This is a genomic window from Paenibacillus sp. S29 (genome assembly GCF_049319765.1).
In the GTDB taxonomy this organism is placed as follows: domain Bacteria; phylum Bacillota; class Bacilli; order Paenibacillales; family Paenibacillaceae; genus Paenibacillus; species Paenibacillus polymyxa_B.
Genome location: NZ_JBMOUI010000005.1, coordinates 178,252 through 194,086, shown reverse-complemented (window position 1 = coordinate 194,086; position 15,835 = coordinate 178,252). Strand labels below are relative to the sequence as shown.

Here is a 15,835-nt window from a genome sequence, read left to right as displayed (position 1 = left end):
GTGGCTAAGCCTATTTCAATTGTGAGAAAACGCATTTTGACAGAAGAAGAACGGCAAAAACAATCGCTGGATCAGCTTACTGCTGATCTGGCGGACAATGGGGCGGCATTGCAGAAGACACTTGAAATCGTACGCGAGCTGCACGATAGTGGTCTTCTCGAAGCAGCTCAGTCTATGCTAAAGGCTAAAGAAAGCATCGCCAAAATCGCTGTAGGACAAGCGACGCGTAAGCCTGTGACGAACATCATCAATAATCTCATGGGAGCAGCAGCGATGCTGTCTGAGGTAGACCCCGAGCTGATGAAAAAGCTGGCAAACAGTGTTACTAATGGCCTGAACGAAGCCGATAAACATCTAAAGCAGAATAAAAAGACTCGTCTGCGCGATCTTATGAAGGCGATGAATGATCCAGATGTAAACCGGGCAATGGGATTTGGCATTCATTTTCTCAAAGGAGTGGGAAAAAGTTTGTCTGATAAATAACTCATAGAGCGTGAAGGTGGAAGACTAGTAACAACAGACAATAAAAAGAGCTGGCTCCGAAAACGGGGGCAGCTCTTTTTATTTATTTTTTATCCACCTGTAATAGCGTCACCGTTTTAAGAGAAACGGCATCTTTTATTTGCTCCTCTGCGATGACCTTGAGCTTAAGCAAACTGGCAATCTTCGATGTATCCGGCTTGGAAAACAAGCGCCATAGCTGCGGATCAGGCAGTGAATCATACAGCTTTGTATGATCATATTCCTTGCGGTGCTGCTGTATAATCTTGACTCGGTAGTTGCCAATTTCCCAATCTGATACTTCCTGCTGTGCACAATGTGCGGTAATGTCATTACGCAAATCAGTCAGTTCACCTTCAATTTCTTTTTGCTTTTGCTTTAACTGGTAGTAGCGACGCACCTTGTTTTCCAATCCCATCACGCTCCTCTGCTTACATATGTATGTTTGCAGAAGCGTTTTAGGACAAGTTTTGTGATGTTAGCATTAAAGGTACAACTGCAAAAGCATTTCCCGGGTAATGGAAAGTTCCATGAGTTTGAGCCATCATCATCCAAACTTTATTTAGGCACATTCGCCCCTGGATTTACAGGTCCTGCTCCTTGGGATTTTCCCTTACGTTTCATATAATTGGCCCAGTATGCCGTCAGAATAGGTACTAAAATCGAGGTCACAATGACCGAAGCAGCAACTAAGGCCGTTGCAGATTGCGCTACAGGCAGAAACTCAGGCTTGATGTTGGCCACAATGACTGGATTGGCTACTGCTGCACCTGCTGTACTGGAGGCTGCAATCCCTGCTGTACCGTTGCCACCACCGATATATTTATCAGCCAAAATCAGCGGAATACCTGTAACGATAATGACAAAAATACCTAATAAAATACCAAGCATACCTGTCTGGACAATGACACTCAGATCAATGGAACAACCAAGTGCAAAACCGAAAAATGGAATCAAAGCTTGCGTTGCGTTCCCAAAATATTTTCGGAAATCATGATCCAGATTGCCCAACATAAATCCGACCAAAAATGGTAATACCGCTCCCACAAATGTTTGCGGTTCAAAAACGGCCAGCCCGGTGCTACCCAAAATAATCATGGTCACCAACGGACCCGATTCCAGTGACATCAGTACAAATGCTCCTGCCTCTTCCTTGGAGCCATACTGCTGCATAATAGAGGCGTATAACCCGCCGTTCGTCATATCCATAGCCGAGATCAACGCCAGCACCGACAAACCTGCAAATAGCCCACTTTCTATACCACCAACAGGCAGCAATCTGGATGCAATGATCGCCACTACCCACGCGACCGCGATTTTAGTCAATACGAGCGTTCCTGATTTACGCAATACAGTACCCGTCGCTCGCACATCTATAGAAGCACCCATACAAAAAAACCACACTGCCAAGATGGGTACCGTACCTGTCATCAGCCCCTTGGTAAAAGATCCAAAATAGTCGCCTGCCCATGGAGTAAATGTATGAAAAAGCGCGCCAATAAACAGCGGCACCAGCATAATGCCCCCTGGAATTTTATCAATGTTTTGTTTGATTTTCATAACTTCGTTCAACCCTTTCGTTTTTGCCAATGCAAAAACAAGGCCGTGTTACTTGCGGCTCAAGCCGAGCTCGGGAATCAGTCTCGCGAAGGTATCGTGACTCTCCTTCAGTTGCCGCGCGAATGCCTCTGCATCCTGTACACGCAATCCCAACCCATGCTTACGCATTTCCTCCCTGAATTCCCCGTCTTTCGTCCCCTTGATCAGTGCATCCGTCAGCGTTTGAGCAACTTCATCCGGTGTATCCTTGGGTACAGCCAGCCCTCTCCAAGTGCCGATAAAATGTACACGCAGCCCAGTGGATTGCTGTAGTGTCGGCACTTTTGGAAACGCTTCCGAAATAGTGTCTGCCTGGATCGCCAGTATGCGAAGTTTCCCTTCGTCCACGTATTTCTTTACTTCTGCGGGACTGACGGGTACAGCATCCACAAATCCGCTCATTAAAGCGGAGACGGCTGGGCCTGCTCCCTCATAAGGGATATGGGTAAAGCGAACTCCGCTTTTCTGCTCCAGCATCGCGGCAGCAAGGTGCCATATGCTCCCTGTGCCTGCATTCCCCATTTTGAGCTTGCCGGGATGGGCCCCAGCATCCTCCAGAAATGCCTCCGCTGTCTTCCATGGTGCATCCGCCCGGACCGTAATGGCGGAAGGGTCCATATTGGTTTGAAGCAGCGGCTTAAATCGCTCATAGGTGAGCGGTAGCAGTCCCAAATGAGGCAACGTAGTCAGCTCGGCGACCAGATACGTTACGGTATAACCGTCCGCCTGCGCCTCAGCCCCTTCCATTAGCCCGACAGAACCGCCTCCTCCCGTTCGATTAACGACGATGATCGGCTGACCGAGATGCTTTTCGGCGGCTTTCGCCAACGCTCTCGCGGTAATATCTGTACCGCCTCCGGCTGCGTAAGGAACGACGAGTGTTATTGGCTTCGTAGGAAATATACGGCTGTGATCCTGCAAGGTGTGGTGATCCACATATTCACTGATACTCAAGGCAGAAAGCATAGCTACTCCCGCCGCAACCAGCACATATTTTTGCCATGGCTTTTTCTTCATTACGTTTCCTCTTCTCCAAAAATGAACTGGGCCCGTCATGCGCCCGTTTTCACCTCCAACGTTTTCGGTCTTGTTGTTTGCGTTTACATGAAGTCAATGTACCGCAACGTGGAGGGCTACAGCTATCGCTTAATCTTCGTATTTATCTTCTATTTCGCCAAAGTATCGACCTTTTGACCGATCTGCATATTCATTGGAAGATTTGCTGATTTGTCTGAATTTCCCTGGGGTTACTTGTTTGTGCTTGCGGAATACCCGGATAAAGCTGTTCTCATTTCGGTATCCGACCTGTTCTGCAATTTCACCGATTTTCAAATGGGTTTCACATAGTAATGTGCATGCCTTTTTTACGCGTAGTCCAGTCAAATAATCGTAAACGGTGGTCCCCGTTTCTTCCTTGAACATGCTGCTCACTGAGGACACGCTCATGTGAACATGATCCGCAATTTCCTGAAGCCCGATGTTCAAATGTAAATGATGTTCCATATACTCGATCATCTGTTGCACACGCACAAAATCTTTGGACTGGATGCGTCCATTCCATTTTTCTTCAATATCAGTCAACATAATGACCAGCAATACCTCCATGTCTTGAAGGTCTAGCGTCAGAATCTGATTCCAGTGGTAATCAGCAAGCTGATCCGGCGGTGTCACACTCTGAGTGGCACACCATTTTAGCAAATCTTCCAGCAATTCATGAACAAACAAGTAGACCTGAGCTGGGGATGTTCTGTGGAGTCGAAGTTCTTCTACCCAGTGGCTGATTAGCTTTACACTTGCACCAGGTTCCTGTGACTCCAGGGCACGAATCATTTCCACACGCCGATTGTCCAGCAATGTTGAATCCTGAATCTGCTCCTTTGACTGTTCATCCACCGTATTATCCTTTTTCACACTTATACTGCTGTCTATATTCGTATATGAATGTCCATACCCCTCATACAAACGCAAATTAAGGGCCTCTTTTCCTTTTATAAAAGACGCCCGTACCTCTCGAATATCCGTGACCATATGACCAATCCCTATAGAAATAGTCAAAGGAAGATACTCACCGACAACCTGAATCAGCCTATCCACGCTTTTCTGAAGCAAAATGCTCTCTTGGAGGTCAGTCTCTGTACCAACTTCATTCGAACTCTCGCTGAATTGTAACAGCACAATAAAACCACTTTCCTCCTCCGGTGAGCATACTGCTTTCCAGTGAGGTTCGAGCATCTCTAGCAAAATATTGTTCAGCGCATACTTGAGCAGCATTTTATCTTCTTCTGGAAAGCTTGCGGCCCACGCAGAATACCGGTCAATGGACACGATCATGACAAACAAAGAATGGCCGTCCCAATCGGAAAAATACTGTTCCCATTTCATACGCATTTCCTGTATGCCCATTCTACGCTGGATGACATCTTCCATATATTTGGAACGCAGCTCCGGCAGGCTTCGCTCTACCACCAATGATTTGCGGTGAAACTCTCCAACCAGTTTGCTAATCACAGGTTCCAGGTCATACAATCCTCCCTGGCGCGTTCCCTTATTGCCCGAATTCAATAGGCTATTAATTTTTTTCATGGGACGAAAAGCTGCATAATTATAATAGTAAACTGCTGAGCACCCAGCCAGTATGGAGATAAAGGCCAGCCACAGCATCATATTGCGCGCCAGCTTTACATTTTTCAGCAGCTTGTCCATCGGAACGAGCGATACTAGACGCCAGCCCGTTACATCAGAAAAGGTTTGGTTCGCCATATATTCCATGTCCCCTATCTCCACATAAGCATAGGGACTCACATCCAGTTCTTTTAAAATCCTGCCCATATCATTTAAGGGTAAGGACGATCTCAGCTTGGGATAGATCAACTCGCCCTCCAGATCGTACACGTATTGCGAGTTGGATAAATGAATATAGAGTTTGGAGAAAAAACGGTCATAATCCAGATTGATTAGCACCGCACCCATGACCTGACCATTCTCTACTATGGGCCTGGCCAGCGAAAGTAGCTCTACCGCCCCCTGCTCACGATCGGTGCCGTACCATCGCCGCTTAATCAACAACGGCTTTTTTTGAATGTCCTGAATCCAAGGAACCCATGTGGTATCCGGTGCCTGCTTCCAATCAGGCCTGTAACCATAATTGCTGGATACGAGAGCATGATTGTCCAAAGAAATAACTTCAACCGAGTAAATTTCTTCGTGCGAAGAAAGGGTTTTCAAGTATTTGTGAAGCCGATCTATGACGGAGGCCTTGTCTTCCAGCGATTCCCCATCCGTTTGGACACGTACAAAGGCCTCTACGTCTGGATGATATGCTGCGTCCAGCGCCTTGTTATCAGACTCACGAAAAGCCCGATTGGTCACATCCAGATTGATTTGCAACAATTCTATATTGGGTGTGTTCAGCTCGGTATCCAAACCTTCACGGTATCGTGAATACGATAGCAAGCCGATCACGCTAATTACAAGCGACACGCACAAAGTGAGCAGTAGAATCAATCTTGTCTGTTTATTTTTCAGTATCAATCGAAGCTTAAGTCGCAACATTCCCGTAACTTCATCCTTCCGGACTTCGTTGTCCATCTTCCTCTTGCCAATATACGTGGTGACATATTCTCCCTAAATCTATTTGACGTAAGAGTTGGAATTCCCTGCCTATGTATATCAAACTTAATATAAGGATTCATATAAAAAAGAAGAAGCCTCCCTGTACTGTACAAGGTAGAACTCCTTCTTTGACACTGCTTGTATCATTATTCAGCAAAAACAGATACTCGCTGCACAGGTTTTAGCTTGTCTATTCCACCTGAAAACGATCCAGCTCCCGCTGCATCTCTTCGCGAATCTGACGAAGCTCTTTTACCTTCTCAGCCGATTCCTCAAATGAACGCTTCTGCTCCACCGTGGAAGCCGTAATCTCTTCACTGCCTGCGGCGGACTGCTGAGTGATTGCGCTGATATTTTCAATAGCTTGCTGCACCTGTACGCTCAGTTCTCGCGATACATTCATGTCCGTTGATAACTTGCTGACTTGGCTGGCAATTTGCTGCACTTTACCACTAATCTCTGTAAACGATTCTCCAGTCGAGGAGGTTGCCTTCTCCTGCTCACGGAACAGTTCCTGACTTTGCGCCACAGAAGTCTTCACCTTATCCATAGCCTGCGTGATACTGTCAACAGCAGTATAAATTTTCTTTACAGCAGACTCTGATTGATTCGCCAGCTTTTTCACTTCATTGGCAACAACAGCAAAACCTTTTCCTGCTTCACCTGCACGTGCAGCCTCAATAGAGGCATTCAAGGACAACAGTGATGTTTGGCTGGCAATTTCGGATACATATCCAGTCATGGTTGTAATCTCGGCTGCATTAGCCTCCAGCTCCTTGACCGTCTGCTCCACTTCGGACATGGCTGAACGATTTTCTGCAACGATACGCAGTTGATCGCTCATGACCCGCGTACCCTGCTCAATGACACGCAAAGCATCCTCACTATACGCGGTCGATTGTGTGGTCTCCAGTAGATTCGATTCAAACTTCTGCTGCATCTCGTCCACAACGCCAACTGTCGACGACAGATCCTCAGCAATTTTCTGACTGCCTATTGCCAGTTCCTCTGTTGACGTGCTGACTTGTGTCACAATTTCCTTCATGGCCTCATTATGCTGATCAATATCCCGAGCCATCAGATCGACACGATTACCCGCCTGATCAATGGAGAGTACAATGCTGCGCAAGTTCCCGATCATCACCCGGAAAGATTCATTGAGCTCGTCCAGCTCATCGCGTCCCTTGGTTTGGGCAAGCTGCACTGTCAGATTCCCCTCAGCAATTTGCTTTGCGGCATCCGTTAATTTGCGTGTTCTAAGGGCAAGCTGCCTGGATGTATATGTATTATATAGCCCAACCGCCACCAGAAGTATAACTGCACCTGCCAAGGCCAATTGCCATGTAAAACGAATGCTCTTGGTCAAATCTTCTGTGTATTGGTCATAACGTGCCTTGGTCAGCAGATCCAGCATAAATACATCGTTCTGAATCCCTTGGGCACGCATGGCCTCCCGCTTGGACTCCGGGCTGTTTTGGGTACTCATGGCTTTCTCCGTTGCTACTTTCAATTGGCTGAATTTTGTTTTAATCGTATTCAGTCGCTTTTGCTGCGCTTCGGTTTGCATCATGCCCTGTGAAAGCAAAGCAATCGTCTTTTCAGACTGAGTCAGTTGATTTTGCACATCGGCTTTGTTGCTCTCCGTCATGGAAGCTGAATAATTTTGCAGTGCCTGCCCTGACTGAATCAAATAGGCATTGAGCTGCTGTACATTCAACATAGCCGGAACCAGATTGCTACTTTGCGAGTTAATACGAATTAATTCAAAAATGATATATGCCACTAAAGCCAGGCAAGCGATCAAGGAAATCATCGCGTTCAGCACCAGTTTACCTTGCAGTTTCATCAGCTTTCATCCTCCGTTTGCGAAAATTTATTGGGTGGGAACAGTCAGTGTGCCGGATTTGATCTTTTCCTTTAAATCATCCAACAACTTTTGTTGATCCGGACTCAGTGTCACGACACGAATAGGCGCCAAACCTACACCATCTTCCGCAAGACCAAACACCATATCCTTCTCCGTAAATTTTCTTTGATGATCTGCAAATCCTTTGACTGCTGTATAAATTGCAATGTCTACATTTTTAAACATCGAGGTCACTACCGCTTTTTCCGCAATAAAAAACTGGTCGCTATCGACCCCGATGGCGAATTTATGCTGCTTTTGCGCTTCCTGCAACGCACCTACACCCGTAAGACCTGCGGCTGCAAAGATGACATCAATCTGATCCTGATTAATCATGTCATCTGCAATTTCCGTACCCAGTTCCGGCTTTCCAAAATCTCCTGCATACGTTGCAGTAACTTTGGCATTAGGCTTGACTGATTGCACTCCTGCGCGATACCCAATTTCAAATTTTTTCAACAGAGGAGATTCCGCACCTCCGAGAAAACCCACCTGTTCGGTGCGACTCGTCAAACCCGCAACGACTCCAGCCATAAAACTGCCCTCTTCTGCTTTGAAGCTAATAGAGGCCACATTCGGTAAATCTGATTTCTCATCCACGATTAAAAATTTACGGTCTGGATATTTTTTAGCAATGGATTCCAAACTGTCCTTCACCATGTAACCCAGCCCAATGATTAAATCAGCCTTTTCCTGAGCAAGCTGTTCAAAAGCCGCATCATACGTCTTGGTCTCTGTTATTTCTCGGTATTCAAAAACAATTTTCCCCTCATCCCGTGCTTTGACCAAACCTCGGAAAGCAGCGTCGCTGTAAGATTGGTCACCCAGACCAATATCTGACAGTACGATTCCCACCTTAATGGGCTGAGCCTTGGTTTGTGCTGCCGATTGCCCACATGCACTTAGCAATAATGCAAAGATTGTGACAATGGGAATCCACCTAAAATTTAATAATACAGCTCGCTTCTTCATGACATATCACCTCAGCATAATTTGGAAATCCCCAACATCTTTATATCGGTTATAAAAGCATATTTTTTCATAATAATTTCTGTAAACTCAGTTCTTCTATTTTATTATGAAAAAATAGAAGGGACTGACCACCAGGCTTGAATAACATCGCCTAACAATCAGTCCCCAATCTTATTTACTTTTACTCCATTTGGAAGCAATCACTTCGGTTTTACTCTCTATGAGATCCATGACTTCCTCGCGGCGTTTCGTCTTGAATAAATTAATCATGTCGATCAAGTCGTTGCGGTCTAATAATTTAACCCCGTTGACAGCAGCAAGTGTTTTACAGGATTCCGTATAACGGCCGGAGGTGATGACGACAGACTTGTCGGCCGCATAATAACGCATGGAGGTATAAATTTCCTGCACCGCGCCCAAACCTACCGGATGTTGTACCCCATAACGTTTGGCCTGTATAACAACTCTGACGCCTTCACGGTCTGTAAAAACCAGATCCGCTCCAAAATCCCGGCTACTGGTTGTTTTATAGATGTCCTTATAGCCAAGCGCGGATAATAACCGCTGCAAATAAAGCTCAAATTCCGAACCATCCTCCATACGATCTATATCCTGAATTCCAATTTTACGTGGGTCCAGATCACGTAAAATCCGATTTCTGCGACCACGTATCAATCCTCTGATGATGAGCGCAAACAACACTAAAAGTACAATGAGTCCTATTCCTAATTCCTTGTATGCCAATAATTTCTCTAGCAACATCCAACTCTCCCTTTTCTACCATAAGCGTAGCCGTATCATCCTTAACAGGGAACTCCCCTGCACGCTGGCTCCCGTATTACATCTCTCTTTATCACATAACAATAGCCCCGCCAGATTCGACGGGGCTATCTTCGTCTTGCCTCAAAGCTGTCTAAACTCCATACTCCGCATTATTATTCGCGATTCAGCAAAGATTCTCCGGCAATACCAGGCTGAGTCATTTGGTACGGGTCCAATATAATGTCCAGCTCCTCCTCGGTCAGTACATTGTACAGCAAGCACAGCTCGCGCACCGATTTCCCAGTCGTAATTGCTTCGCGAGCAATGCGTGATACCACCTCATATCCAAGGTGCGGATTAAGCGCTGTAATAATGCCTACACTGTTCTCTACATATTCACGACAACGCTCCACATTCGCTTCAATTCCTTCTACACAATGAATGCGGAAGACGTGGAAGCCCTGCTTCATAATTTCCAGCGATTGCAGTAGGTTGTACACCAGTACGGGCTCCATTACATTCAGCTCGAGCTGACCAGCCTCTGAAGCCAAGCAGATTGTATGATCATTACCAATGACCTGAAAAGCAATTTGGTTAATGACCTCACACATCACCGGATTTACCTTGCCCGGCATAATGGATGACCCTGGCTGGCGGGCAGGCAGACTCAGTTCCCCCAGACCCGCACGTGGTCCGGAAGCCATCAAACGGATGTCATTTGCCACCTTAGACATATTCATCATACAAATTTTCAAGGCGGCAGACACTTCAGTATAAGCATCCGTATTTTGTGTAGCATCTACAAGATTTTCGTCAGCTTCCACAGGGAAGCCACTGACGTCTGCCAGTACCTCTGCGACACGCTGAATATAACGACGGTCTGCGTTCAGACCAGTACCCACCGCAGTTGCACCCATATTAATGGTTAGCAGGTGCTGCTTGGTCGCACGGACGCGTCCGATATCACGACCCAGCACACGCGCATAAGCCTGAAACTCCTGCCCTAATCGAATCGGCACTGCATCCTGCAAGTGAGTTCGCCCCATTTTAATCACACTATCAAACTCATTTGCCTTGCGGGAGAATGCTTCCTGAAGCTCACTCATGGTAGCTAACAGCTTATCAATCATACTTAATACAGCCAAGTGTACGGCTGTAGGAAAAGCATCGTTCGTCGATTGCGCCATATTAACATGATTATTAGGACTGATCTCCTGATAATCTCCGCGTTGCTTGCCAATCAGCTCCAGCGCGCGGTTCGCAATCACTTCATTTGTATTCATATTAATGGACGTGCCTGCGCCGCCTTGAATCGGATCGACGATGAAATGATCATGCAACTGTCCTTGTATAATCTCATCAGCAGCCTGAATAATGGCCTCTGCTTTGGGGCGGTGTAAACGGGTTAGTTCCATATTCACCGTCGCTGCTCCTTTTTTTACAATCGCCATGGCTTTAATCAACTCAGGGTGCAGTCTTTGGCCTGTAATTGGAAAATTTTCTTTTGCCCTCAGCGTTTGTACACCATAATAGGCATCTAATGGCACTTCCTTGGTACCTAAAAAATCATGCTCCAACCTCATATTCTCTGATTCCTCCGCTGTGTTTGCTACGTTTCTTCAATTCAGTACAGCCAAATTGACATAAAAAGACCTTCTCTGATCCCCTCTCATTATACGTTTCTATTCCCGTGCTTTTCCAGTTGAATAACGCGGAAAAAGCTATGTAATCCTATGACAAGTTATGATTACCCGTATATACCACACTTATTCGGTAAATGCTCAGCTATGACTTGAATACGGATTTAATGGCTTATAATAATATCGAGTGGCATGAAGCTGACCATCAGCTGATTGAGCATACCCCGGAATAACACCAGCTTCTACGAACCCGATCGACTCGTATAGTCCATTGGAGGGATCACCCACCCGCGTATCTAGCACCAGTAACGTTCTATCCTGACTTAGTGCCTCTTCTTCCGCTGCCTTCATTAACTGTCGTGCGATCCCCAGCCTGCGACCGGACGGATGTACCATAAGCTTTGCAATTTCCGCACGATGAATAGCGTTAGCTTTTTGAGCCAAATGAAGCTGGACCGTCCCTACAGGTACTCCGTCCTTCTCGGCAATCCACAGAACTACGCCGTCCTCAAGTACATTGTTCCAATAAGTTGCTGCTTCCTGATAACCTAATGGGGGTAAGAAACCTATAGATGCACCGTCTGCAACCACGTCGATTAACAGTCGACTTAGCGAATCTACCAGGGCTTCATCCAGAGCTTGAACAGGGTAGACTCTCATTTCGTTAGACATTGTGATTCCTCCCGATGGGTTCGATAATATACAATAAAGAAAGCAAACTATCTTTTTAGGATAGTTTACTTTCCATAATACTTCGCTTACTTCATCATTCTCATTTCCATTACTGCTCTGCCATATAAAAGAACTCCCACAGATGACCATCCAAATCCTGAAAGCTCCATCCATACATAAAACCATGATCTTGAGGTTCGTTTGAGGGCTTGCCGCCCGCTTCCAAAGCCTTGTGGACGATCTCGTCTACCTTTTCTCGACTCTCCACCGATAAGGCAACAATTGCTTCTGTGCTTTTTGTGGCATCTGAAATTTCCTTTGTCGTGAACGCTTTAAAACGTTCTTCAACCAATAACATGACAAAAATATGCTCACTAACAACCATACAGGTTGCATGTTCATCAGTGAACTGAGCACTGAATTCAAATCCGATGGTAGTGAAAAAATCAATGGACTGTTGCAGATTTTTAACTGGCAAATTCACAAAAATTTGTTTAGCTTTTACTCCCACGACATTTCACCTCTTCATTCGTCATTCATTCTACTTTATCATAGTACCTCTCCACAAAAGATAACTTAACTATCGCATAAAGTCAATCAATCTAACATTTGTATAGGGAAATCTCCTATTCCCAATGAAGCTTAGCCAGCGTGCGAGATAATACAGCCGCAGCTTCTGCCCTCGTCACGGATGTAGCCGGGCCAAAACGGCCTTTCTCGTCTCCCCTCAGAATACCTAGTCCAGACAAAGTCTTCACAGCCGGAGCTGCCCATGTAGAAATCTCCTGCGCATCCGACAATGATACAGATATACTTTCACTCACTTCTCTTGTATTTTCTTCTGTGTTCCCAACGAAGCGCAAGGCTCTCTCTATGATCACAGCCAGTTCCTCCCTCGATACCGGGGTATCAGGACGGAAGCTTCCGTCAGTATAGCCGTTGATCAGCCCAGCTGCTGCTGCGGTACGTACGGAATCCGCATACCACGATTCGGGTTGAACGTCGTCAAAGCTCGTCAGCGTGCGATCAGTACGCTCCAGTCCAAGCACACGAACCAGCATCGCTACCAGTTCAGAGCGTCGTACCTGGCCTTCAGGCTCAAAATGCACGTTCGCTAAGTCCCTTTCACGAGTCGCAGTAGCTGTAGACGCTGTTGAATGGGTCCCCGTCACAAGCAGGCGAGTTGCCAGCCGTGTAATGTCCTGCTGCGCCCAATGGCCGGATATATCCATGAACGATCTGACTTCACCAGAAGACCCGCCATCAAGCACAGCGTAAGTCCCTCCCGAACGTCCATACACGGTTATTTCCTCACTCGAAGTGTGAAAAGGAACGGGTTGATAGGACAGCTGTCCGACTTGGTTGGTCGATGATACCTTCACTACAGCAAGCTGGTCTGTATCGACCATTGCAGGAACACGTAACAGATAACGTTCATACCCTCTACCAGAGTCTCCGTTACCTACCAAAAGCTGTTTCCGTCCATCCTCGCTTCTCAGCTCAGCGGCGATATCCAAAGCCTGTAACAGTGTACGCCCTGTTGGAACATCCAAGCGTTTAGCCAGCTCTTCGTTCGAAGCGATGGAAAAATTCAAAGAAATTTGTTTTACAGGCACCTGCCAGGTATCAGCCAGTTTCTGAAGAGACAAGCGACTTGTTGTTACTTCATATCCACCCTGTGGCGTTTCCACTCGAAGGGTACGAATACGGTCGTTCAAGACGGCTCCCAAAGCTTCCCCGTTTAAATGAACCTCGTACGTCCCCGCTTCTACTTGCTCCCCTGCACGGATCACAAGCGTACCCTTCGCACCATTTTGAATGGCCTTTTGTATTTCAGCAGCTGTTACTTGAGCAACTGCCTTTTTCAGTCCGTTTTTCTCCACTCCGGTCATTACAGACTTAACTTGCACCACATTTGTACCAGACAGGCTGCTTCCATTGGGCTCACTACTGGCAGTCTGACCCTGTCCATTTACCGTTCCATTCACGTTACCGCTACTGCCATTTCCAGTGTTACCATTTCCCTCGTTATCCTGCTGATCCTCATCATCATCGTCATTTCGGCCACTCCCATCATCTGTCGGTGGTTCTTCCGTTTTGCGCGGCACATCTATTTGCGCAACCAACGGATCATGATCACTGACCCGCCCGTCCGCCGCACTAAAGTCTGCATTCATATGAACGATATCCAGCACGGATGTTTTGCTCAGTGACGGGCTGACCAGCATATGATCCAATGTTTGCGAATTACCTTCATAAATATAAGAGTACCGTTCCTTTTCATCCAAATGGTCAATCAGATTGGTCAATTCCTGCCCCCGTAGTAAAGCCAGCGTTTCCGAAAATTGAAAATCATTCAGGTCACCGAGCACCACTATATTGGCCTTAGGGTTTACTTGCAGTACCGACTTTACAAAGCCATTCACAATCGTTGCAATCTTCGCACGCTGTATTTCGCTGCTTCTCACAGGTGGTTGAATTCCTCCAAATGGCGCTTGATCGCCCCCTTTGGAATTAAAATGGTTAGCGACCACAATCACCTGCTGGCCTTCAAACTCAAATTCAGCGGCCAACGGCTTGCGCGAGTCTTCAAATGACGCATTCAGGGGATCAATCCGACCCGGGTTGAGGGAAAGTCCCTGCACTCCATAAGTGACAGACGTAACTGAATCCCCCTTGGGCTTGTCGGTCAGCGTAACACGTTGCGGATTGTACAAGAAGCCAACACGGATGTTGCCACCGGGGGCACCGCCATCCTTATTATTTTCAGGGCCAATATCTGTAAAATTGTATTCCGGGCCTCCATGAGCACGAATCGCCTCTATGAGCACGCGGAAGCTTTCGGAAGCGTCTGTGGTGCCATCATCCTTCTCACCGTTATTATCCTGCACTTCCAGCAATCCTATGATATCCGGATGATTCAAATTTACAGCGATAGCCTGCCCCAGCTGATCTATCCGTTTTCCATCACCGGGATCGAAGTTTTCCACATTAAAAGAAGCTACTGTCAGCTTACGATCATCCCCTATCAAACGCGTATTGGCTGGCTGGAGGCCGCCAGGTACAATATCCGGCAGACGCTCTGGCAGCAGCTTATAATTGCTAAAGCTATAGCTCACCACACCTGTGATAGAACCCGCAAAACGATCGCCTGTTTTCAACGGTGTCGAAGGCTTCGCATCAATCAGAATCCGTTGCGGGTTCAGACTTCTTTCTGTCAGCATGAGTCCGCCTGCCTCCGTTACAACCTCACCTGTGTTTGGACCGTTAACAATTCGGACTGGAATTTCATAGCCATAGGGACCAATCACAGTGGCATCCTTCAACTCTACACGCATGCCTTCCAGGCTTTCGAAAAAGTCCAAGCCATCCTCCTGTGGATCAAACACCGTCATTCCGTCATGATCCACAACAGATGTGGGCATCACACGTCCCTGTTCACCTAGCAAAATTGGAGCTGGCAATGGACGGTCATTGGCAATTACCTTAACCGAAGAAGCCACAATTTCTGTGGTCGTCAAGTCGATTGGCTTGCTTGCATATGTTCTTTCCGTGTATTCCTTTACCGAACCGCTAACCCTTACCTCATCCCCTACCTGTGCACCGTGACTAGGCTTGTACACTAAAATGGCCTCGGATGTTTTTTCATCCTGATCCACTTGAGCATCCAACTCTTGGATATAGAAACTGCTCCCCTTCACCATCGTGACAACGCCTTCAATATCCGCTACTTTTTGTCCTTCATATGGAGAACGGTGTGCTGCCCTCTGTACATCGTGGATGCGAAGCTTTTTAGGAAAATAGACATCTGCATATACACTTGCCCCTACAGTTACGGGTGAAGGTTGCACCTCTTTTCCTTCAAAAGATGCAGGCTCTGCCGAAGCTTTTCCACTGGACAACCCTGCCGGCCCTCCAGCTGAAAGCAGCAGTATAGCACTGAGCCATGTGATCCCGAACCTTTTTAATTTCGTAGGTAATATTTTTTCTATGTATTCTTGTTTCATCAAAAGATACTCCCCTCCCCATTTTTACTATGATTACGCTTACAAATATATTCTTCTTTTAAGATACCATAAATTAGTCAATTTAGTACCTGAATTATGTAAAATGAATTCTTCTTGCCGTAGCATATTCAGATCAAATTATTGTAAACTTGTTCTAATACAGA

The 15,835-nt window shown here is 46.5% G+C and carries 12 protein-coding genes; 1 reads left to right on the top strand and 11 read right to left on the bottom strand.

Annotation, left to right across the window (positions count from 1 at the left end; genetic code table 11):
* Positions 1-483, top strand: a complete 483-nt coding sequence (locus ACL9RM_RS10720) for a DUF1641 domain-containing protein (RefSeq protein ID WP_250266344.1) — start codon at positions 1-3, stop codon at positions 481-483.
* Between the two features lie 82 nt (positions 484-565).
* On the opposite strand, the gene ACL9RM_RS10715 is transcribed toward ACL9RM_RS10720, so the two are convergent.
* The 11 genes from ACL9RM_RS10715 to ACL9RM_RS10665 all read right to left on the bottom strand — a co-directional run bounded on the left by ACL9RM_RS10715 (position 566) and on the right by ACL9RM_RS10665 (position 15,671).
* On the bottom strand, positions 566-919 hold the full coding sequence (locus ACL9RM_RS10715) for a hypothetical protein (RefSeq protein ID WP_013311244.1): 354 nt from the start codon (positions 917-919) through the stop codon (positions 566-568).
* Positions 920-1,059: 140 nt separating this feature from the next.
* Positions 1,060-2,061, bottom strand: coding sequence for a 2-keto-3-deoxygluconate transporter (kdgT, locus tag ACL9RM_RS10710; protein ID WP_250260847.1), 1,002 nt, complete (start codon positions 2,059-2,061; stop codon positions 1,060-1,062).
* Positions 2,062-2,109: 48 nt separating this feature from the next.
* Positions 2,110-3,117, bottom strand: a complete 1,008-nt coding sequence (locus tag ACL9RM_RS10705; RefSeq protein ID WP_250266345.1) for a tripartite tricarboxylate transporter substrate binding protein — start codon at positions 3,115-3,117, stop codon at positions 2,110-2,112.
* A 129-nt stretch (positions 3,118-3,246) separates the two neighbouring features.
* Positions 3,247-5,688 carry an AraC family transcriptional regulator gene (locus ACL9RM_RS10700; protein ID WP_250266346.1) on the bottom strand — a complete coding sequence of 814 codons (2,442 nt, stop codon included), beginning with the start codon at positions 5,686-5,688 and terminating at the stop codon, positions 3,247-3,249.
* A 214-nt stretch (positions 5,689-5,902) separates the two neighbouring features.
* Positions 5,903-7,558 (bottom strand): methyl-accepting chemotaxis protein, encoded by a 1,656-nt coding sequence (locus ACL9RM_RS10695; RefSeq protein WP_061829704.1) that lies wholly within the window; start codon positions 7,556-7,558, stop codon positions 5,903-5,905.
* A gap of 27 nt (positions 7,559-7,585) precedes the next feature.
* Entirely contained in the window at positions 7,586-8,590 is a 1,005-nt protein-coding gene (locus ACL9RM_RS10690; RefSeq protein ID WP_061829702.1) for a BMP family lipoprotein, read from the bottom strand.
* 171 nt (positions 8,591-8,761) lie between these two features.
* Complete coding sequence (locus ACL9RM_RS10685) at positions 8,762-9,352, bottom strand: restriction endonuclease (RefSeq protein WP_061829700.1); 591 nt, start codon at positions 9,350-9,352, stop codon at positions 8,762-8,764.
* A 173-nt stretch (positions 9,353-9,525) separates the two neighbouring features.
* The gene (gene aspA, locus ACL9RM_RS10680) at positions 9,526-10,935 is read right to left on the bottom strand and encodes an aspartate ammonia-lyase (protein WP_061829699.1); all 1,410 of its coding nucleotides are present in this window, start codon (positions 10,933-10,935) and stop codon (positions 9,526-9,528) included.
* A 198-nt stretch (positions 10,936-11,133) separates the two neighbouring features.
* Complete coding sequence (locus ACL9RM_RS10675; protein WP_061829697.1) at positions 11,134-11,664, bottom strand: GNAT family N-acetyltransferase; 531 nt, start codon at positions 11,662-11,664, stop codon at positions 11,134-11,136.
* Between the two features lie 109 nt (positions 11,665-11,773).
* Positions 11,774-12,175 carry a VOC family protein gene (locus ACL9RM_RS10670; RefSeq protein ID WP_061829696.1) on the bottom strand — a complete coding sequence of 134 codons (402 nt, stop codon included), beginning with the start codon at positions 12,173-12,175 and terminating at the stop codon, positions 11,774-11,776.
* Positions 12,176-12,290: 115 nt separating this feature from the next.
* Positions 12,291-15,671, bottom strand: a complete 3,381-nt coding sequence (locus ACL9RM_RS10665; protein ID WP_250268945.1) for an S-layer homology domain-containing protein — start codon at positions 15,669-15,671, stop codon at positions 12,291-12,293.
* Positions 15,672-15,835: the final 164 nt, after the last annotated feature.

Bases quoted from the DNA above. Each gene is read 5' to 3' on its own strand.
- ACL9RM_RS10715 (WP_013311244.1), bottom strand. From the start codon at position 919: ATGGGATTGGAAAACAAGGTGCGTCGCTACTACCAGTTAAAGCAAAAG.
- kdgT (WP_250260847.1), bottom strand. From the start codon at position 2,061: ATGAAAATCAAACAAAACATTGATAAAATTCCAGGGGGCATTATGCTG.
- ACL9RM_RS10705 (WP_250266345.1), bottom strand. From the start codon at position 3,117: ATGAAGAAAAAGCCATGGCAAAAATATGTGCTGGTTGCGGCGGGAGTA.
- ACL9RM_RS10700 (WP_250266346.1), bottom strand. From the start codon at position 5,688: ATGGACAACGAAGTCCGGAAGGATGAAGTTACGGGAATGTTGCGACTT.
- ACL9RM_RS10695 (WP_061829704.1), bottom strand. From the start codon at position 7,558: ATGAAACTGCAAGGTAAACTGGTGCTGAACGCGATGATTTCCTTGATC.
- ACL9RM_RS10690 (WP_061829702.1), bottom strand. From the start codon at position 8,590: ATGAAGAAGCGAGCTGTATTATTAAATTTTAGGTGGATTCCCATTGTC.
- ACL9RM_RS10685 (WP_061829700.1), bottom strand. From the start codon at position 9,352: ATGTTGCTAGAGAAATTATTGGCATACAAGGAATTAGGAATAGGACTC.
- aspA (WP_061829699.1), bottom strand. From the start codon at position 10,935: ATGAGGTTGGAGCATGATTTTTTAGGTACCAAGGAAGTGCCATTAGAT.
- ACL9RM_RS10675 (WP_061829697.1), bottom strand. From the start codon at position 11,664: ATGTCTAACGAAATGAGAGTCTACCCTGTTCAAGCTCTGGATGAAGCC.
- ACL9RM_RS10665 (WP_250268945.1), bottom strand. From the start codon at position 15,671: ATGAAACAAGAATACATAGAAAAAATATTACCTACGAAATTAAAAAGG.